This is a genomic window from Halorubrum sp. GN11_10-6_MGM (genome assembly GCF_005435165.1).
Lineage (GTDB): Archaea > Halobacteriota > Halobacteria > Halobacteriales > Haloferacaceae > Halorubrum.
The window spans coordinates 102,444-122,295 of sequence record NZ_SGUC01000001.1 but is presented as its reverse complement, the minus strand read 5'-3'; the positions used below and the strand labels follow the sequence as shown (position 1 = coordinate 122,295).

At 69.8% G+C, this 19,852-nt stretch carries 17 protein-coding genes; 3 read left to right on the top strand and 14 right to left on the bottom strand.

The window, feature by feature from the left end; genetic code table 11:
• Positions 1–171 precede the first annotated feature (171 nt).
• The gene (locus tag EXE46_RS00590; protein ID WP_137686563.1) at positions 172–1,404 is read left to right on the top strand and encodes a twin-arginine translocase subunit TatC; all 1,233 of its coding nucleotides are present in this window, start codon (positions 172–174) and stop codon (positions 1,402–1,404) included.
• A 276-nt stretch (positions 1,405–1,680) separates the two neighbouring features.
• Positions 1,681–1,836, top strand: coding sequence for a hypothetical protein (locus EXE46_RS16960; protein ID WP_199234083.1), 156 nt, complete (start codon positions 1,681–1,683; stop codon positions 1,834–1,836).
• 43 nt (positions 1,837–1,879) lie between these two features.
• Here the strand turns inward: EXE46_RS16960 and argF are convergent, their stop codons facing one another.
• From argF to EXE46_RS00525, 13 genes are all read right to left on the bottom strand, one after another.
• Complete coding sequence (gene argF, locus EXE46_RS00585) at positions 1,880–2,779, bottom strand: ornithine carbamoyltransferase (RefSeq protein WP_137686562.1); 900 nt, start codon at positions 2,777–2,779, stop codon at positions 1,880–1,882.
• 59 nt (positions 2,780–2,838) lie between these two features.
• Positions 2,839–4,020, bottom strand: coding sequence for a [LysW]-lysine hydrolase (locus EXE46_RS00580; protein WP_137686561.1), 1,182 nt, complete (start codon positions 4,018–4,020; stop codon positions 2,839–2,841).
• Positions 4,020–5,147 (bottom strand): aspartate aminotransferase family protein, encoded by a 1,128-nt coding sequence (locus tag EXE46_RS00575; RefSeq protein ID WP_137686560.1) that lies wholly within the window; start codon positions 5,145–5,147, stop codon positions 4,020–4,022. The genes EXE46_RS00580 and EXE46_RS00575 overlap by 1 nt, the downstream gene beginning before the upstream one ends.
• The gene (locus EXE46_RS00570; RefSeq protein ID WP_137686559.1) at positions 5,144–6,073 is read right to left on the bottom strand and encodes an acetylglutamate/acetylaminoadipate kinase; all 930 of its coding nucleotides are present in this window, start codon (positions 6,071–6,073) and stop codon (positions 5,144–5,146) included. The genes EXE46_RS00575 and EXE46_RS00570 overlap by 4 nt, the downstream gene beginning before the upstream one ends.
• Entirely contained in the window at positions 6,070–7,119 is a 1,050-nt protein-coding gene (argC, locus tag EXE46_RS00565) for an N-acetyl-gamma-glutamyl-phosphate reductase (RefSeq protein WP_137686558.1), read from the bottom strand. The genes EXE46_RS00570 and argC overlap by 4 nt, the downstream gene beginning before the upstream one ends.
• A complete protein-coding gene (gene lysX, locus EXE46_RS00560; protein WP_137686557.1) occupies positions 7,116–8,024 on the bottom strand; it encodes a lysine biosynthesis protein LysX in 909 nt (302 codons plus the stop codon). Before lysX ends, argC begins: the two co-directional genes overlap by 4 nt.
• A gap of 40 nt (positions 8,025–8,064) precedes the next feature.
• Positions 8,065–8,253 (bottom strand): lysine biosynthesis protein LysW, encoded by a 189-nt coding sequence (gene lysW, locus EXE46_RS00555; protein ID WP_004599337.1) that lies wholly within the window; start codon positions 8,251–8,253, stop codon positions 8,065–8,067.
• 249 nt (positions 8,254–8,502) lie between these two features.
• A complete protein-coding gene (gene argH, locus EXE46_RS00550; RefSeq protein WP_137686556.1) occupies positions 8,503–9,975 on the bottom strand; it encodes an argininosuccinate lyase in 1,473 nt (490 codons plus the stop codon).
• Positions 9,976–11,214, bottom strand: a complete 1,239-nt coding sequence (locus EXE46_RS00545; protein WP_137686555.1) for an argininosuccinate synthase — start codon at positions 11,212–11,214, stop codon at positions 9,976–9,978.
• 361 nt (positions 11,215–11,575) lie between these two features.
• Positions 11,576–12,913: a glutamate-1-semialdehyde 2,1-aminomutase gene (locus EXE46_RS00540; protein ID WP_137686554.1), complete on the bottom strand. Its 1,338-nt coding sequence runs from the start codon at positions 12,911–12,913 to the stop codon at positions 11,576–11,578.
• A 121-nt stretch (positions 12,914–13,034) separates the two neighbouring features.
• Complete coding sequence (locus EXE46_RS00535) at positions 13,035–14,714, bottom strand: ammonium transporter (protein ID WP_137686553.1); 1,680 nt, start codon at positions 14,712–14,714, stop codon at positions 13,035–13,037.
• 497 nt (positions 14,715–15,211) lie between these two features.
• Positions 15,212–16,243 (bottom strand): DNA repair and recombination protein RadA, encoded by a 1,032-nt coding sequence (gene radA, locus EXE46_RS00530; protein WP_137686552.1) that lies wholly within the window; start codon positions 16,241–16,243, stop codon positions 15,212–15,214.
• Between the two features lie 264 nt (positions 16,244–16,507).
• A complete protein-coding gene (locus EXE46_RS00525; RefSeq protein ID WP_137686551.1) occupies positions 16,508–17,008 on the bottom strand; it encodes an ACT domain-containing protein in 501 nt (166 codons plus the stop codon).
• Positions 17,009–17,200: 192 nt separating this feature from the next.
• Here EXE46_RS00525 and EXE46_RS00520 point away from each other — a divergent pair, with 192 nt between their 5' ends.
• Positions 17,201–19,441: an ATP-dependent DNA helicase gene (locus EXE46_RS00520; protein ID WP_137686550.1), complete on the top strand. Its 2,241-nt coding sequence runs from the start codon at positions 17,201–17,203 to the stop codon at positions 19,439–19,441.
• 33 nt (positions 19,442–19,474) lie between these two features.
• Here EXE46_RS00520 and EXE46_RS00515 read toward each other — a convergent pair whose 3' ends face one another.
• Positions 19,475–19,834 carry a hypothetical protein gene (locus EXE46_RS00515; protein WP_137686549.1) on the bottom strand — a complete coding sequence of 120 codons (360 nt, stop codon included), beginning with the start codon at positions 19,832–19,834 and terminating at the stop codon, positions 19,475–19,477.
• Positions 19,835–19,852: the final 18 nt, after the last annotated feature.

Sequence of the window (19,852 nt, the reverse complement as noted above, 5' to 3'; positions counted from 1 at the left end):
GTCGCCGTTATCAACCTTTTCGACCGCGGGCGCTCCGGTCGCCGAGTCCCGGGTCGTCGAGAGCAACCGAGTCGTCCGGATCTCCCCGACCGCCGCGCGCCTCGCCTCCGCCGTCGAGCGACGCGGCCATCCGAAAAGGTTGATAACCGCCCGGTCGCGTAGGGAAACTGAATGGACGACTCGGACCGGTCGCGCGACGACGACTCGGCCGCCGCTGACGGGTCGACCGACGAGGGTGAACCCGCGAGCGACGGCACTGTCGGCGAGGAGTCCGAGACCGACGAGGAGTCCGAGAGCGTCGAGTCCGAGGTGACTCCCGAGGTCGAATCCGAGGTCGAGCCCGCCGCGAGCGACGCCGACCCCTCCGACGACGAGAACTCCGCGGACGAGTCGTGGGACGCGCTCTCGGACCCGGACGAGGTCGTCGAGGCCGAGGACGCGAACCGATCTGACGCGCTTGCCGATTCCGAGTCCGACGAGGACGCTGGCGACGCCGAAGCCGCGGACGACGTTGCGGCCGCGGACCCCGACGAGACGGACGCCGACGAGGCGGCCGGCGACGGCGGTACCCCGGCGACGGCCGCGGACGCGTCGACCGCCGAGGCCCCGACGCCGGCCGACGGCGAGGCGACCGCAGTCGAGGACGACCCGTTCGCCGACGACGAGTCGTTCGAGGGGATCGAGGGGCCGGAGACGGACGAGGAGATGCCGCTGGCCGCGCACATCGAGGAGATGATGCGCCGGCTCGCGGTCGTCTTCCTCATCGGCGGGCTGGCGACGCTCGTCGTCGTCACCGAGTCGACGGAGCTGATCAACTACTTCTGGAGCTACCACATCCCGGCGCCGATGGAGAACCGGCCGCGGCTGTACGGCCCGCTCGAACTCCCGCTCACGCGGCTGAAGGTTGCGGGTCTCGCGGGCGTCGTGGTGGGGCTCCCCGCGTTCGTCTACGAGACGTACCGGTTCATGCGCCCGGGGCTCTACCAGACGGAGCGCCGCTACTACCTCGCGGCGGTGCCGACGAGCCTCATCCTCGGCGGGATCGGGATCGCGTTCGCCCACTTCCTCGTGTTGCCCGCGATCTTCTCGTACTTCACCACCTACACCGCCGACGCCGCGACGATCGCCTTCGGGCTCGCGGAGACGTTCAACCTGATCGTCATCATGCTCGCGTTCATGGCGATCGTGTTCCAGATCCCGCTTTTCATCATGCTCGCGATCATGATGAACCTCGTCACCCGGCAGTGGCTGGAGGCGAAGCGGCTGATCTTCTGGGGGTCGTTCCTCGGGATCGCCTTCCTCTTTAGCCCCGACCCGACCGGGATGGCGCCGATCATCGTGACGCTCACCATGATCGCCCTCTTCGAGGGGACGCTCGCGATACTGCGCTGGACCGGGAACTAGATCCGGTCGGCTCCGTTTATCGATCTGGGATCGACACAGGACCCCTCGCGACTGCCCCTTCGAGTCCCGCCCCGCACAGCACGCGACCGCACCTCACGCCTCCCCAGCCTCGTCGCTGGCGGTCTTCGCTTCGCTCGACCGCCAGCGACTCCCTCGCGCGGCGCTCCTCGGCCGCGGTGCGGCCTCGGAGGCGCGCGCCACGGCGTTCTATTTATAGGTGGTGTCCATCGGGACTGGGTCAGGCCTATCTGCGTTTAGTGCGTAGCCGCCCCCGACATGGTCCTCGGTCTCGTCGTTCCGGCCGCAATCTCGTTCGTGTTCGCCGCGGTCGCGGCGTACGTCGGCGCGCTCCGCGCGCTGGAGGTCTACTTCGACCCGAATCAGGACAGCGTCTTCCTCATGGACGACCGCGACCCGCCGGACCGCCGGTAGGTCGCGACGGTACTGAGTCGGCCCCCGTTTCGCCTCGACGGCCTCAGTCGTCGCCGAGCAGTTCGACGAGCAGCGCGTTCTGCGCGTGCATCCGGTTTTCCGCCTGATCCCAGACGAGGGCGCGGTCGGATTCGAGCACGTCGTCGGTGACCTCCTCGCCGCGGTGCGCGGGCAGGCAGTGCATCACCTTCGCGTCGGTGCCCGCGAGCAGGTCGGCGTTCACCTGGAACCCGTCGAAGGCGGCGAGCTTCTCGCCGCGCACGTCCTCCTGACCCATCGAGATCCAGACGTCGGTGTAGACGACGTCGGCGCCGTCGACCGCGGCCGCGGGGTCCGTCGTGGGCTCGACGTCCAGCCCGAACGCCGCGGCGCGGTCGAACACGTCGGGGTCCATCCCGTAGTCGGCGGGCGTGGCGACCTCCACGTCGAGGCCGGCCATCGCCGCGCCGACGACGAACGACTGCCCGACGTTGTTGCCGTCGCCGACCCACGCCACCGTCGCGTCCTCGCCGACCGTCTCCCGGATCGTGAGCAGGTCGGCGAGCGTCTGACAGGGGTGCGCCTCGTCGGTGAGCCCGTTTATCACGGGACAGTCGGCGTACTCGGCGAGCGTCTCGACGTCCTCGTGGTCGAACAGCCGCGCCATCACGCCGTCGACGTACCGGCCGAGGACGCGCGCGGTGTCGCGCAGCGGCTCGCCGTGGCCCAGCTGGATGTCGTCGGGACCGAGGAACATCGCGTGCCCGCCGAGCCGCGTCATCCCCGTCTCGAAGGAGACGCGCGTTCGCGTCGAGGGCTTCTCGAAGATCATCCCGAGCGTCGCGTCGCCCAGTCGGGGGTCGGTCTCGCCCGCCTTCATCGCGGCGGCGCGGTCGAGCAGGGCGTCCAGTTCGGCGGGCGTCACGTCGTCGATGTCGAGGAAGTCGTCGGTGGCGAGTGGCATCGTTGAGTTGGGAGTGATGTCGTGTCGTTCGAAGCGTCGGTGCGAGGAGTCGCGGCGAGCTACAGTCGCTCCCGACAGACCTCGGTCAGCACGGTCACCGCGCGGTCGAGGTCCGGCAGCGGGAGGCGCTCGTCGGGCGCGTGGTCCAAGTCGGAGTTCCCGGGGCCGTAGGTGACCATCGGGCAGTCCCACGCGGCCGCGAAGAGGTTCATGTCGCTCGTGCCGGTCTTCCGCAGCAGGCGCACGTCGCCGCCCGCGCCGCGGATCGCGACGCGGAACGCGCGAGCGAGGTCGGTCCGTGGGCTCTCCATCACGGGCGGCATCGGCTCGCCCCACTGGACCGACCCGGTCGACAGCTCCGCCTCCGCGAGCTCGTGGACCTCGTCGACCGGGCGCGAGGGCGGGACCCGGAGCTGGACCTCCATCGTCGCCTCCACGGCGAGGCCGTCGTCGCTCAGCCCGCCGTCGACCGAGATCGGCTTCGTCGTCACTTGGTCGAAGACGGCGGTCTCGGCGTCGTCCGGCGTGAACGCCTCCTCGACGCCGTGCCACCAGTCGATCGCGTGCTGGATCGCGTTCGGCTCCGGCCGCGAGGAGTGGCCCGACTCGCTCGTGTTCACGTAGGTCCCCTCCAGCAGGCCGCGGTAGCCGAGCGTGATCCCCTGCCAGCCCGACGGCTCGCCGTTGATCACGGCCTCGGGCGCGTCGCGGTCGTCGATGAGGGCGCGCGCGCCGCCGGAGTCGACCTCCTCGCGGACGACGCCTGCGAAGGAGACCCCGGTCTTCACCGCCGCGACCGCCATCGCGACCAGCGGCCCCGTCGCGTCGACCGCGCCGCGCCCCCACAGCACGGGCTCGCCCGGCTCGCCGACGCGGACGTCCGAGGGCTCCGGGAGCTCCCCCTCCGCCGGCGCCGGCCGTACCTCGACCGGGATGTCGCCGGGCACGGTGTCGATGTGCGAGGTGAGCAGCACGGCGTCGTTCCCCGGCGCGCGGACGTTGCCCGCGTCGTCGATCCACGCTTCCCGGCCGTTCGCCTCGAAGAAGTCGACGAGGCGCTCCGCCGCGCGCTCCTCCTCGCCCGACGGCGACGGGATCGACACCATGTCGTACAGCAGCTTCCGGGCGGGGGTGTCGCAGGGCGCGGGGTAGCCGCCGCCGGCGACGACGTCGGTGCCGCCGGCCGCCCCCCCGTCGGACGCCTCGTCTCCCTCGGCCTCCCGCTCCTTTCCGGCCGCCATCAGCCGATCACCTCTTCGATCGCGTCGACGACGGCGTCGGCGTGTTCGCGCTCGATCGTCAGCGGCGGGAGCAGCCGCAGCACGGTCCGGCCCGCCGGCAGCGCGAGGATCTGGTGTTCGATCGCGAGATCGCGGAGCAAGCGGTTCGAGCCGCGACGGACCTCGATTCCGACCATCAGCCCGTCGCCGCGCACGTCGCGGACGTCGTCGCCGAGGCGGTCGCGGAGCTCGCCGCGCAGGTATGCGCCCATCTCCTCGGCGTGCGCGGGGAGCTCCTCGCGCTCGATCACGTCGAGCGTGGCGCCCGCGGCCGCGGAGACGACCGGCCCGCCGGAGAACGTCGAGCCGTGGTCCCCGGCGTCCTCGGCGATCCAGTCGCGACACAGCGTCGCGCCGATCGGGAGTCCGCTCCCGAGCCCCTTCGCGGTCGTGAGGACGTCCGGGACCACGTCGTGGCGGTCGGCCGCCCACATCGAGCCGGTGCGGCCGAGTCCGGTCTGGATCTCGTCGAGGATCATCGCGGCGCCCGAGGTCGCCGTCGCGACGCGGACGGCTTGGAGGTACTCGGTCGAGACGGGGTTGATCCCGCCCTCGCCCTGGAGGGGCTCTAGGATGACCGCGGCGGTGTCCTCGTCGACGGCCTCGCGCATCGCGTCGGCGTCGCCGTACTCGACGAACTCCACGCCGCCCGCGAGCGGGCCGAACCCCTGCTTGTACTTCTCCTTCCACGTCGTCGCGAGCGCGCCCATCGTCCGGCCGTGGAACCCTTGCGTGGTCGCGACGATCTTCTCGCGTCCGGTCGCGTGCCGGGCGAACTTCAGCGCCGCCTCGTTCGCCTCGGTGCCGGAGTTACAGAGCCAGACGTTGTCGACGTCGACGGGCGCGACCTCGGCCAGCCGCTCGTACAGCGCCGTCCGCGCCGCGTGCGGGTACGACGCTTGGACGTACACCAGCTCCTCCAGCTGGCTCGTCGCGGCGTCGACGACCTCGGGGTGGCAGTGTCCGACCGGCGTACACGCGTAGCTGGCGCCGAAATCGAGGTACTCGGTGCCGTTCGCGTCGGTCACGTGGACCCCGTCGCCCGAGGCGATCTCGATCGGCTTCTCCGAGAAGACGAAGCCGCTCACGCGGTCTCACCTCCTTCGGTCTCGGCGTCGTCGCGGCCGGCGTCGCCTCCGTCCGCCGCGTCGCCGAGCGCCGACCGCGCCACCGTCGTCCCCTCGCCGTCAAGCGCGGCGACGACCGGGTCGCGGACGTTGGCGTCGGCGATCACGACGCGGCCGGCGCCGCCCGACAGCGCCTCTTTCGCGGCCATCACCTTCTTGCCCATGAACCCCTCGGCGGCGTCCTCGACCGCCGCCAGCTCGTCGGGCGTCGCGGCGGCGTCGATCCGCGTCTCGGGGTCGTCGGGGTCGGCGTACACGCCGGAGACGTCGGTCAGCAGGACGAGGTCGGCGCCGAGCGCGCCCGCGACCGCCGCGGCCGCGCGGTCCGCGTCCGCGTTGACGGCCGTCACGTCGCCGTCGCCCTCGTCGCCCGCCATCGGCGGCGAGACGACGGGGGTGTAGCCGTCTTCGAGGAGTCCGTCGAGCAGGTCGGCGTTCACCGACTCGATCGTCCCCGAGTGGTCGCCGCGGCGAATCTTCCGCTTCCCGTCCTCGACGACGCGGACCGCCGACTTGCGTGGCCCCGCGAGGAGCCCGCCGTCGACGCCCGAGAGGCCGACCGCGTCGACGCCGGCCGACCGGAACTGCGCCGTCAGTTCGGTGTTGAGCTTGCCCGCCATCGCCATCGAGAACGCCTCCATCGTCTCCGCGTCGGTGAACCGACCGGTGACGCCGGAGGCGGACTCGACGTACTCCGGCTCGATGCCGAGCCGTTCGAGCGTCTCGTCGACGACCGTCGAGCCGCCGTGGACGACGACGACCGAGCGCCCGTTGACCGCGAGGTGCGCGACGTCGCCGACCGCGCCGGCCGGGTCCACCGCCTTCGCGCCGCCGATCTTGACGACGACCGGCGGCGCGGTCGCCGCTTCCGAATCGGTCCCCGTCACGGCGCACCCACCGGGTGTAACCCGTCGAATTCGAGGCCCGCGGTCTCCGGCAGCCCGAGCGCGACGTTCGCCGCGTGGACCGCCTGCCCGGCGGAGCCCTTGGTCATGTTGTCGATGGCCGAGAAGACGACCACCCGACGGTTCCCGGGGTCGAGCTCGAAGCCGACCTCGCCGTGGTTCGTCCCAGCGACCGACTTCGGCTCGGGGTAGCGGTACACCCCGCCCCCGCCGGAGACGATCCGCATGAACGGCTCGTCGGCGTAGGCGTCGCGGTACGCGCCCCACAGGTCCCCCTTCGAGACCGGCTCGTCGGGGAAGACGTGGCAGGTCGCGCTCGCGCCGCGGACCATGTCGACCGCGTGGACGGTGAAGGAGACGGAGAGTCCGAGGTACGCCTCGATCTCCGCCTCGTGCCGGTGGCCCGTGGGCGCGTACGGGCGCACGACGCCCGAGCGCTCCGGGTGCGAGGAGGCCGCGCCGCCGCTGGCGCCGCCCTCCGAGGAGCCGACCTTCACGTCGACGACGACCTCGCCGGCGTCGGGACCGATCGCCCCGGCGTCGACGAGGGGTTTGAGCCCGAGGATCGTCGCGGTCGCGTTACAGCCGCCGCCGGCGATCAGGTCGGCGCCGGGGAGATTCTCGCGGTTCAGCTCCGGGAGCGCGTACTCGGCGCGTTCGAGGTACTCCGGCGACTCGTGGCCGTCGTACCACTCGTCGTAGGCGTCGGCCTCGGGGAGCCGGAAGTCGGCCGAGAGGTCGACGACCGTGTCGGCGGCGTCGAAGAACTCGTCGATCCGGCCCATCGAGACGCCGTGGGGCGTCGCCGCGAACAGCACGTCGACCGATTCGAGGTCGTCGGGGTCGGAGAAGCGCAGGTCGAGCCCGCGCAGGTTCGGGTGCGAGCGCCCGACGGTCATGTTGTCGGCCGACCGCGAGGTGGCCTGAACGACCTCGAAGCTCGGGTGCCCGGCGAGCAGCCGAAGCAGCTCGCCGCCGGTGAAGCCGGTGCCGCCGACGACGCTCGCGGTGTAGGTGTCGTCAGTCACGCGTTCACCTCCTCGGGCGCCTCGCCGTCGTCGGCCAGCGCCGCGGCCTTCGCCTCCAGCCAGTCGACGACCCGCGCCGGGACGTCGACGTCGGTGGCCGAATCGAGCGCCTTGAACTCGACGGTGTGGTTCACCTCGTGGACGGTGTAGTCGTCGGCCCCGCCGTCCGCGTCGACGCCAACCTCCATCAGGTCGACGCCGAGCATGCCGCCGCCGACCGCGTCGGACGCCGTCTCGACCAGTTCGGTCGCGCGGTCGTCGAGTTCGAACGAGTTCGTCTCGCCGCCCTTCGCGGCGTTCGTGAGCCAGTGGTCCGACGACCGCGTCATCGCCGCGACCGGCTCGCCGTCGACCGCCAGCACGCGGATGTCACGGCCGGGCTTGTCGACGAACTCCTGAACGTAGAACACCTTGTGTTCGTAGTGACCGAGCGTCTCCTTGTGTTCCAAGATCGCCTCGGCGGCGTTGCGCGAGTCGATCTTCGCCATCAGCCGCCCCCACGAGCCGGTGACCGGCTTGAGGACGCACGGGTAGCCGAACTCCTCGATCGCCTCTAGGGCGGCCTCCTTGGTGAACGCCACCTCCGTCGCCGGGGTCGGGACGTCCGCCTCGGCGAGCGCGAGCGAGTTCTTCGCCTTGTCGGCGCAGACGTCGCCCGTCTCGGGAGCGTTCACGACCGGGACGCCGTAGCTGTCGAGGAAGCGGGTCGCGTACAGCGACCGGCTCGTCGACAGGCAGCGGTCGACGGCGATATCGAGGTCGTCGACGGCCGCCGTCGTCGACTCCAGCCCGAACCGCTCCTTGCGCACGTCGATCTTCTCGACCTCGTGGCCCCGGTCGCGGAGCTCGTTGAGCAGGAGCTTCTCGTCTTTCCGGATCCGGGAGTAGAGGATCCCTACGCGCATGTCGACCACTCGGGTGTCGCGGCCGTGGCGGTCGTCGCCATTACTCGCCCCAGTCCTCCTCGAGCTCGGGCGCCTCCTCCAGGACGACCGGGTCGAGCGAGATGACCTCCAGCTCGGTCCCGGTGACCGGACTGTCGATGATCTCGCCGACCTCGACGTCGGCCGGAATCTCGATCTCCTCGCCCGTGATCGGGTCCTCCGCGGTCAGCGTGTCGGTGTCGCTCGTCATCGTGCCAGACACTGGGCCGTGAACGGGTATAAAGGCTTCGAACTTATCGGATAGTTTACATAAAACGGATCGGCCGCTAACGGGAGCAGTTCGACGAAATCGAGTCGTATCGAGATCGGATGTCAGATCTCGGTAGTAAGTGTGTCCCCCTACGGGGACGGTCGTCGGCGTCGATCGGGTTGGCACCGACCGAGCCGACGGCGGGTCGCCGAACGCCGACCGAGCCGACGACCGCCGCGCGGGCGCGGCTCAGACATAGCGATCGACCTCCGCGTCGAGCGCCTCGTTCGCGGCGTCGAGCGCGTCGCGCTCCACCGCCAGCGCGTCGCCGTCCGACTCGATCCCGGCCTCGGCCGCGGCGAGTTCGTCGGCGACCGCCTCGGGGGCCGGTCCCCCGGCGGAGTCGCGGCTCGCGACGCTTTCGGCCGGGTCGAGCGCCGACTCCACGTCCTCGCGACTCACGTACGCGGAGAGGGGCTCGCCCGTGACCTTTCGCGCGGCCTCGTCAACTTTTGCGGCTGCCGCGCCCGGCGAATCGCCGTCCTCGACGGTCTCCGCGGCTGTCGCGACGATCTCGTGGGCGGTCCGGAACGGCATCCCGCCGGTCGCGAGCAGGTCCGCGACCCCGGTGGCCGTCGAAAAGCCCTCGCCCGCGGCGGCCGCGAGCGCGGCCTCGTCCCACTCCGCGGTCGCGACCGCGCCCGCGGCGACCTCGGTCGCCTCCCGCACGTCGCCCGCGATCTCGAAGACGCTGGCGTGGGCACGCTGGAGGTCGCGGTTGTACGCCCGCGGGAGCCCCTTCAGCAGGCTCAGCGTTCCGGTCGCCTCGCCGATCGCGTCGCCCGCGACGCCCCGGGTCAGCTCCAGCGTGTCGGGGTTCTTCTTCTGGGGCATGATCGAGGAGGTGGAGGCGTACGCGTCCGCCAGTTCGACGACTCCCTTGTTCGAGAAGACGATCAGGTCCTCCGCGAGCCCCGACAGCGTCGTCGCGAGCGTCGCGAGCGCGCTCGCCGCCTCCGCGAGGAAGTCGCGCGACGAGACGGCGTCGGTCGAGTTCCGGACCGTCCCGTCGAAGCCGAGCAGCTCCGCGGTGCGGTCGCGGTCGACGTCGAACGGCGTCCCCGCGAACGCGGCGGCGCCGAGCGGCGACCGGTTCACCCGGCCGTACGCGTCGAGCAGGCGCTCGGTGTCGCGCGCGAGTCCGCCCTCGTAGGAGCACAGGTAGTGCGCGACCGTCGTCGGCTGCGCCGGCTGGAGGTGGGTGTACCCCGGCATCACGGTCTCGGCGTGCTCGCCCGCGACCTCGACGAGCGCCTCCCGGGCGGCGACGGTCGCCTCGGCGACGTCTAGCAGGTCCTCGCGGAGCCGATACCGAATGCAGGTCGCCACCTCGTCGTTGCGCGACCGCGCGGTGTGTATCCGACCGCCGTCCGGGCCGACCCGGTCGATGACGGCGGTCTCGATCGCCTCGTGGACGTCCTCGCCGTCCGGCAGTTCGGCGTGCCCGGCCGCCTCCACGTCGTCGAGCGCGGCGAGGATCTCGCCCGCGGCCGCGCTGTCGACGATCCCCTGCTCCGCGAGCATGACCACGTGCGCGCGGTCGACCGCGAGGTCCGCCTCGAAGATGGCCTCGTCGGCCGCGAGGCTCGACAGGAACTTGCGGGCGGGGCCGCCGCTGAAGCGGTCGCGGCGGACGGCGGTGCCGGGATCGTCGTCGCTCATCTATTCTCCGTCGGCGGTCTCGTCCGTTTCACCGGCGCCGTCCGTCGCGAGTTCGGGCTTCGAGACGCTCGCTTTCACGTCGTTTGCGAGGCGCTCCTGGAGTCCGTGGTACTTCGCGACGCCCGTCGCGTCCGACTGGGCGATGCCGGCGACGTCCTCGGTGTTGAACGAGGCCATCTCCTCGGAATAGACCGCGTACTCGGAGTCGCGCGCGACGACGCGGCAGTCCCCGCCAGACACCTTCACCGTCGCCGTGCCGGTCACCACGTCCTGCGTCTCGTCGACGAAGGCGTCGAGCGCGTCGACGACGGGCGCGAACACGAGCCCCTCGTAGGCCTTCTCGGACCACTCCTGTTCGATCCCCTTCTTGAACGAGCGCTCGTTCTTCGTCAAGACGAGGTCTTCGAGCGCCTGATGCGCGGTCAGCAGGACCGTCGCGGCCGGGTGCTCGTAGTTCTCGCGCACCTTCAGCCCGAGCATGCGGTCCTCCATCACGTCGGTGCGACCGACGCCGTAGCCGCCCGCGTACTCGTTGAGGTGCTGGATCAGCGGGACCGGGTCCATCGCCTCGCCGTCGACGGCGACCGGGACCCCCTCCTCGAAGGCGACCTCGATGGTGGTCTCGCCCTCGGGCTCGGCGGTCCACTCGTAGATGTCCTCCGGCGGCTCGTAGTCCGGGTTCTCCAGCTCCCCGCCTTCGACCGCGCGCGACCAGATGTTCTCGTCGATGGACCAGACGCCGCCGTCGCCGGCCTCGACGGGCAGGTCCTTCTCGGCGGCGTAGTCGATCTCCCACTCGCGGGTGAGGCCGAGCTCGCGCACGGGGGCGATCACTTCGAGGTCGGAGCCGCGCCAGACGGCCTCGAAGCGGAGCTGGTCGTTGCCCTTGCCCGTACAGCCGTGGGCGATGGCGTCACAGCCCTCCTCCTCGGCGACCTCCAGAATGGCCTCGGCGATGACCGGGCGCGCGAGGGCGGTGCCGAGCGGGTAGCCCTGATAGCTGGCGTTCGCTTTCACCGCGTCGAAGCAGAGGTCCGCGAACTCCGCTTTCGCGTCCACGACGTGGATGTCGAGCCCCAGCGCCTCGGCGGTCTCTTCCGCCTCGTCGAACTCCTCCGTCGGCTGGCCGACGTCGACGTTGACGCCGATGACCTCGTCGTAGCCGTACTCCTCTTTCAGTAGCGGTACGCAGACCGTGGTGTCGAGTCCCCCGCTGAACGCGAGTGCAACGCTCGTCATTACCAGTGTACACCCGGCCTACGCCCTTAAATTCAGCGGTTTAGATTTTGTAACAAAATGGCGGCGCGGCCGCTCGCGGAACGCGGAGTCGAGACTCTTCGGAACGAAACGGCGCGAACGCGACGAGAGGTGAAAGATTACTGGCCCGAAGGGCCTCGTCGTCGCGCCGCGCCGGAAGCCGGTCGCGGCGGTCGGACGTCTCGTCGCGGTCGCAGGGCTCGTCGGCCTCGGAAGAGGGCGGCGTCGAGACGAGCCGCTGCGGTCATCACCTCTACGTACCGATCTCCGATATAAAACTGTTGCGCACCGCCCGGCGCGCGCAACACTTGCCGAGCGGTTCGCGGGACGGCGCCTGCGGGGGTTACAGTGCCTCGCGGTACGCCTCCAGCGTCTCCTCGACGTCCTCCTCGGTGTGCGCGTAGGAGGTGAACTGGCACTCGAACTGGTTCGCGGTGAGGAACACGCCGCGGTCTTTCATCTCCTGCCAGAACACGCGTTCCCAGCGGTCGGTCGCGGCCGCGGCGACGTCGGCGCCCGTCTTCGGACACGAGTCGTACCGGTCGCAGTCGGGGTCCTGTCGACAGCCGCCCGCGCAGCAGGCGTCGACGTCGTCGGGCGCCTCGCGGGTAAACACCGTTTTGAACATCGAGTCGGTGCCGACGACGGTGTACTCCGGCGCGCGCTCCGCGCAGATCTCGGCGATCCCCTCGCGGAGCTTCCGGCCGAGCCGGTTGACGTGTTCGTACACGTCGTTCTCGGCCGCGTACTCCAGTCCGGCCTTCCCGGCCGCCATCGTCACCGGGTGGCCGGAGAACGTGCCCGACTGGAACACGTCGCCCGCGGGCGTGAACCCCTCGATGATCTCCGCTTTCCCGCCGATCGCGCCGACCGGGAAGCCGCCGCCGACGATCTTGCCGAACGTCGTCACGTCGGGGGTGACGCCGAACTTCGACTGCGCGCAGCCGAGCCCGCCGACCCGAAACCCGGTGATCACCTCGTCGAAGATCAGCAGCGAGCCGTGATCGTCACAGAGGTCCCGGAGCGTCTCGTGGTAGCCGTCGATCGGCATCACGATCCCCATGTTGGCTAAGATCGGCTCGACGAGGACGGCCGCGATCTCGTCGCCGTGCTCGGCGAACACCTCCTTGGCCGCCTGCGGGTCGTTGAACGGGACCGGCAGGGTGTGTTCGGCGAACGCCTCCGGAATCCCCTTCGTCGAGGGGTGGTGGTCCTCGGGCGACCCCTCCACCAGCGTCGACTCCTGTGCGCCGTGGTAGCCGCCCTGCATCACGACGATCTTGTCGCGGTCGGTGTGGCCCCGCGCCAGCCGCACTGCCGATACGGTCGCCTCCGTGCCGGAGTTGACGAACCGGATCGACTCCACGCTCGGGACGTGTCGCGCCACGAACTCGGCGTGTTCGACCTCGACCTCCGTCGGCGCGCCGTACATCGGCCCCTCCGCGACGTGCGACTGGACCGCCGCCTCGACCGGGTCCGGGAGGTCGTGGCCGTAGAGGAGGGGTCCGTACCCCATCACCCAGTCGACGTAGCGGTTCCCGTCGGCGTCGATCACGTGACCGCCGTCGCCGCGCTCGATAAAGAACGGATGCGGCATCGTCGCCCGCACCGAGGAGTTGACGCCGCCCGGCATGACCGACAGCGCGCGGTCGTACAGGCCGCGCGAGCGCTCGTGGTTCATACCGACCGGTTGGAGCGTCGGGCTGAAAGTAGTTGCCGAACCGCCGCCGGTTCGGACGGTGAAAAACTGACCGCGTTCGTTCGTTCCGTCGCGTCCGTTCGCTACCGCTGCGTCCGTCCGCTTACACTGCCTCCGGGCCGGTCGTACCCGTGCGCACTTGGAGCGCGTCCTCTACCGGCATGATGAACACCTTGCCGTCGCCGGGCTCGCCGGTCTCGGCGGCGTCGGCGATCGCCTCCGCCACCTCGTCGGCCGGGATGTCGGCGACGACGACGTCGATCTTCACCTTCTGGTGGAGGTCGACGGTGAACTCCTCGCCGCGCCACTGGCCCTTCTTGGCGGGCTGGCTGCCGCGGCCGGAGACGTTCGTCACCGTCAGCGAGGGCGCGTTGATCTCCGCGAGCGCCTGCTTGATGGCCCCGAGCTTGTCGGGGCGGACGACCGCGGTGACCATCTTGATCTCCGCGCCCTCCTCCTCGCCGCCGTCGGCGCGGGGAGAACCCTCGTTCGCGTCGCCGACCACGCGACCGCCGTCGGTGGTGACCGAGGGCTTACCGAACTCGGGGTACGTCTCGACGCCGTGTTCGCTGACGTCGAGGCCGTCGCGCTCGTGTTCGGGGGTGACGCGGGCCTGTCCGGCTGCCTTGAACAGGCCGAAGACGACGGCCGTCGCGACCACGGTCCACGCCGCGATGACGACCACGCCGATCACCTGCGAGACGAGCAGGTCGACGGAGAAGCCGTTGATGCTGACGAACGGCAGCGCGAGGACGCCCAGTACCCCGGCCGAACCGTGGACGGGGAACACCGCGCAGACGTCGTCGATCTTCATCCGGTCGGCGACGAACTCGAAGACGAGCGGGAGCTGGAGACCGCAGACCAGCCCGACCGCGATGGCGCCCCACCATGTGGCGAGGTTCGCGATGCCGGTCACGCCGACCAGCCCCGCGAGGAGCCCGTTCGCGACGTACAGCGTGTCGACCTTCTTCGAGAGCCCGACCGAGGCCAGCGCGGCGCCGACTCCGCCCGCAGCCATACCGAGGGTCGTGGTGAGCGAGACGCGGCCGACCGACGCGTAGCCGCCGAGCGCGAGCTCGCCGGACTCCGTGACCGAGAACACGGTCGCGGTCGTGCCGACGTTGAACCCGTACCAGCCGAACGCGAGGATGAGGGTGCCGAGCACCGCGAACGTCATCGAGTGACCGGGGATGACGTTCGTCGAGCCGTCCTCGGCGTAGCGGTCCATCCGCGGACCGAGCACGTACGCCGCCGTGAGACCGGCGATACCGCCCATGCCGTGGACGATCATCCCGCCCGCGAAGTCGGAGAACCCGAGGCCGGCCCCGCCGAGGAAGCCGCCGCCCCAGGTGATCCCCGCGACGACCGGGTAGATGACCGCCGAGATGGCGATCGTGTACGCCACGTACGCGCGGAGCTTCGCGCGTCCGGCGACCGCGCCGGAGACGATCGTCGCCGCCGTCATCGCGAAGACGGCGCCGAACAGCCAACTGTTGACCCAGCCGCCGTCACCGAGCGCGGCGGCCGCCGAGAAGCCGGCACCGCCGGCGATCCCTTCGACGCCGAACCCGACCAGGAAGTAGAACAGCACGCCGACGCTCCACGTCAGCAGGTTCTTGGTGAGCTGGTTGGCCACGTTCTTCGCGCGCACCTGGCCCGCTTCGAGCATCGCGAAGCCGGCGTGCATGAAGAAGATGAGGAAACACACCACCGCGACCCACATCAGGTTCACGCCCTCGGCGAGGACGCTCGGATCGATCGAGGCGAGGATGCCGCCCGTCACGCGTTATCCACCTCTACTGAACGCTCGTCCGATTCGTACCGCGCTTCGCTCGTGTTCATGTGCTGAATCACGTTTCGACACCGGGGAACGACTATACATAAACGTTAGAGTTGAGTTTCACAAAAAACACGCTTGATAATACGGCGGTCGTCCGATATAAGGACGTGGCTATGGAATATAAGGACGTTTTCCCGGGTATTTCGCGGCAATCGTTGCGACCGAAGCGCACGATCGTTGTGTAAGTATTCTGTCTGTTTTGTCGTTAATCCCGGCCGACGCCGGTCCCTGCGCCGTGCGCGGCCCGGATCGGCGAGTATTGCCGCCCCGTTTTCGGGGGATCGATCGACAGACGGCCCGTTACTGTCGAATTCGGACGTTTCCGGGTTCGTCGAGAGAAATTGACGTTCGTCAACCGGTGTCGCGGTCGAGCGCTCCGTCCGTCAGTTTGCCGACCGATTCCACCCGGATCGCCGAGCGAGGCCGCGTCGATCGGTCGGTTACTCCGGCTTCAGTCCCTCGTTCTGGACGCGCATCACGGCCTCGCCGTCGGCGAGGTTCGGCGCGTCGACGAGCCGGACGATCCGCTTGTTCCCCTTCGACTTCCGGAGGTAGATCCGGAAGGTGGAGGCGTGCCCGAGGATGTTCCCCCCGATCGCCTGCGTCGGATCGCCGAAGTAGGAGTCGGGATTCGACGCGACCTGGTTGGTGACGAGGATGGCGGTGTTGTACAGGTCGCCGAGCCGCATCAGGTCGTGGAGGTGCTTGTTGAGCTTCTGCTGTCGCTCGGCGAGCTCGCCCCGGCCGACGTACTCCGCGCGGAAGTGGGCGGTCAGGGAGTCAACGCAGACGATCCGGATCGGCCACTCCGTCTCCTCGTGTTCGCCCGCCAGCTCCTTCGCCTTCTCGGCGAGGAGGATCTGGTGATTGGAGTTGAACGCCTTCGCGACGTGGATCTGGTCCAAGAACGCCTCGACGAGCTCTTCGAGCGCCTCTTCGTTCGAGGGCGTCCCCTCGATCTCGCGCCGCTCCATCTCGTCGGCGAGGATCTCGTCGTCGAGCCCGCGGACCATGTCGTCGATCCGCTCCGGTCGGAACGTGTCCTCGGAGTCGACGAAGATACAGCCGCCGTCGAGGCCGCCGTTCTCCGGCTCCAGCTGGACGTTGACCGCCATCTGGTGGGTGACCTGCGACTTCCCGGACCCGAACTCGCCGTACACCTCGGTGATCGACTGCGTCTCGATACCGCCGCCGAGCAGGTCGTCGACCTCGTCTATCTGCCAGGAGAGCTTGCCGATCTCTTGGCGGCGCTCCAGCACGCTCGCGCCCGTCTCGAACCCGCCCACGTCGGCGGCGTCGCGGGCGGCGTTGATGATGTCCGCGGCGGACGACTCCCCGATGTCGGCGGTGTTCGACATCTCGCCGGGGCTCGCGACCGCGATCGACTGGTAGCTCTCGAATCCGTTGTCCACGAGCTTGTCCGCGGTCGCCGGGCCGACGCCGGGGAGGTCCTCGAGTTCGTCTTCAGGCATGTACACGACCCTTGTTCGCCATCGGGTATAAAGACTGGTTTACACCCTAGTGAAAGTGAAATCCGATCCGCGTCGGCGCTCGGTCGCGGCTCGTTATCTCTCGAAGGGATCTGCCGGCACGCGCGGACAGACCGCGCGGTGAAACTGATCGACGGACCGCCGCCGCGACGGGAGCGCGAGCCGACGCGGCGGGGATTCTGAGGGGAATGCGACGGGGCTCAGAAGGGGATTCGGTGAGGCCTCAAAAACGGATGCGACGGCGGTTCAGAAGCCGACGCGGCGGACGTAGTCGAGCTCGCGGATCTCGACGAGTAGGTCGCCCGACAGCTCGGCGTCGGTGATCACGTACAGCTTGGGGTCGTCGGTGAACTCGGGGTCCTCGCTCAGCACCTGCCGGATCGAGACGCCGCGGTCGGCTAATATCGAGGTCACCTCGGCGACGATCCCGGTCTCGTCGGCGGCCGCGACCTCGATGGTGAGGACCGTGAGATCGAGGACCGGTGCCAGATCCATCAGGCTCGGGATCGACGAGATGTTGGTGAAGATGCGCTTCAACTCGGGGTCGGCGAGGATCGCGTCCGTCGTCGAGTCCACGACGCGCCGGTCGACGTCGAGTTCGCGCGCGATCCCGGTGTACGGGATCTCGATCCCGCCGGAGACGACCCGTCCCTCCTCGTTGACGGAGAAGCCGCGCTCTAAGAACAGCCGGATCACCGCCTGCTGGCTGGGTGACCCCTCGAACTTCTCGAGGATCTCGTCGAACATTCGTCTCCGGATGCTCGCCGCGCGCTGTTAAATTAGCGGGTGCGTCGCGGGCAGTCGCGTCTCGGGAGAGTGCGTCGCGGGTGACAACGCCTCGAACGGGTCGCGCCGCGCCCCTCCGTGACGGCCGTCGACGCGGACCACTTCCGCCACGCCACCCGACTCCTTTTAGCCGACGCCGTCGAACCTCTCCCCGTGTCAGAGCCGCCGCACCTGCGGTTCTTCCCCTACGAGGAGCCGTACCCCAACCAGCGCGAGGCGATGGACAGGGTCGCCAACGCGCTGGACCGCGGACAGGACGTGCTGTTCGAGGGGGCGCCCGGCACGGGGAAGACCCTCTCCGCGCTCGTGCCAGCCCTCGAACACGCCCGCGAGCACGACCGCACGGTCGTCATCACGACCAACGTCCACCAGCAGATGCGGCAGTTCGTCGAGGACGCCCGCGCGATCACCCGCGAGGAGCCGATCCGCGCGGTCGTCTTCAAGGGGAAGTCGTCGATGTGTCACATCGACGTCGACTATCAGGAGTGTCAGACCCTCCGCGACACCACCCGCGAGATGGTCGAGACGGAGAGCGAGGTCCGCGAGCTGGAGTCGCGCCAGCGCGAGCTGCTGGCCGAGAGCCGCGAGGGCGACGCGGGCGCGGCCGAGGCCCGCGAGGCGATCATGGAGGAGCTCGACGAGCTGGAAGCAGAGATCGACGAGTACGAGGCCGCAAACGTCTGTGAACACTACCGGAACAACCTCACCCGCGACACCGACGAGTTCTTCTCGTGGCTCTTCGAAGACGTTCGGACGCCCGAGGACGTGTACGCGTACGCCGACGAACGGGAGCTGTGCGGCTACGAGCTGCTGAAGGAGGGGATGGAGGGCGTCGACCTCGTCGTCTGTAACTACCACCACCTCCTCGACCCGAACATCCGCGAGCAGTTCTTCCGCTGGATCGACCGCGACCCGAGCGAGATAATCACCGTCTTCGACGAGGCGCACAACATCGAGGACGCCGCCCGCGACCACGCCACCCGGACGCTGACGGAGAACACCCTCGACGCCGCGCTCGACGAACTGGACGACAGCGACGACTCCCGCGCCGAGCCCGCCGAGAACGTGCTCCGTGCGTTCCGCGACGCCCTCGTCGAGACGTACGAGGACGCGCTCGGCTTCGGGGGCTCGGAGTCGGTGACGGAGAGCTGGGAGGACGTCTCGATCGCCAACGACGACCGCCGCGACGACCTCACGCTGGCGTTCCTCCGCAACTACGAAGGGAAGGGGATCGACACTGAGACCGAGCTCGCCGTCCAGCTCGGGCAGGCGATAGACGAGGAGTACGAGCGCCGCTACCGCGACGGGGAGGCGACGACCCGGTCGGAGTCGCAGACGCTCGCGGCCGCCCGATTCGTCGCGACGTGGATGGACGAGGGGGCCGAGTTCGGCCAGTACCCGGTGGTCTCCGTCCGGCGCGACGCCGGCACCGACGAGGCCTACGGGCGGGCGGAGCTGTACACCTGTATCCCCCGGAACGTCACCGGCGAGCTGTTCGACGAGGTGGCCGCCTCCGTCCTGATGAGCGCGACGCTGCGCCCGTTCGACGTGACCGAGGACGTGCTCGGGCTGGAGGACGCGGCGTCGATGGCCTACGGGATGGGGTACCCCGAGGCGAACCGGCGGACGTTCGCGGCCGACGTGCCGCCGCTTTTCGCCTCGGACCGCAACGACCCGGAGACGCAAGAGGCGGTGTCCTCGCTGCTCCGCGACGCGATCCGGTTTACGCCCGGCAACATGCTCGCCTTCTTCCCCTCGTACGCCGAGGCCGAGCGCTACCACGAGCGGCTCACGGGGTCGGGCGGAGGCGTCGACCCCGGGGGCAGCGGCGCCGGGGACGCTGCGGGGCGACCCGACGCGGCCGCCTCCGACCTCGGCCCGATCTACCTCGACGGCCCGGGCAAGGACGAGGAACGCCTCCGCAGCGAGTTCGTGGAGAGCGACGGCGCCGCGCTGTTCACGTCGCTGTGGGGCACGCTCGGCGAGGGGGTGAGCTTCGACGGCGACGACGCCCGCACGGTCGTCGTGGTGGGCGTCCCGTACCCGCACCTCTCGGACCGAACCGAGGCGGTTCAGGACGCCTACGACCGGGCGTTCGCGGACCGCGACCGCGCCCGCGACCCGGGGTGGACGTACGCGGTCGAGATCCCGACGATCCGCAAGACGCGGCAGGCGCTCGGCCGGGTGATCCGCGGCCCGGACGACTTCGGTGTGCGGATCCTCGCCGACCGCCGCTACACGACCGCCGACATGGGGAAGTACTCGGTCCGGTCCGCCTTCCCGCCGGAGGAGCGCGAGGAACTGCTGGACGTCGCCCCCGAGAAGCTGAAGTTCGCGACCCTCAACTTCTATCAGGACCACGACGCGTACGACGGACCGCCGCCGTCGCCGTGACCGGAGGGCGCGCCGAGGACCGTTCCAGTCGGCCTACCCCGGCATCGACGCGAGCAGAACCGAGATCAGGAGCAGAAGCCCGCTGAGCAGCGTCGTGACCACGGCGTGGATCAGCGTCATCACGGCGACGACCCGCCGCGGCTGCTCGTAGCTCCACCAGAACATCGTCCCGTCGATGAGGAGCGCGGCGAGGAGGATGAGCGCCCCCGAGAGGTCGAACGCGTTGCCGACGACGCTTATCACCGCGGGCAGGGGCCCGACGTAGAGGGCGCGCCGCGGGTCGACGTCGCCGAGGACGTTTCGGGCCGCGACGTGTGCGGTGATAGAGAGGAACAGCGCCAACAGGACGGTCGTCCCGAGCACGGAGACCGGCGTCACCGTCTGTAAGAGCATGGTTCACCTACGGGGGCG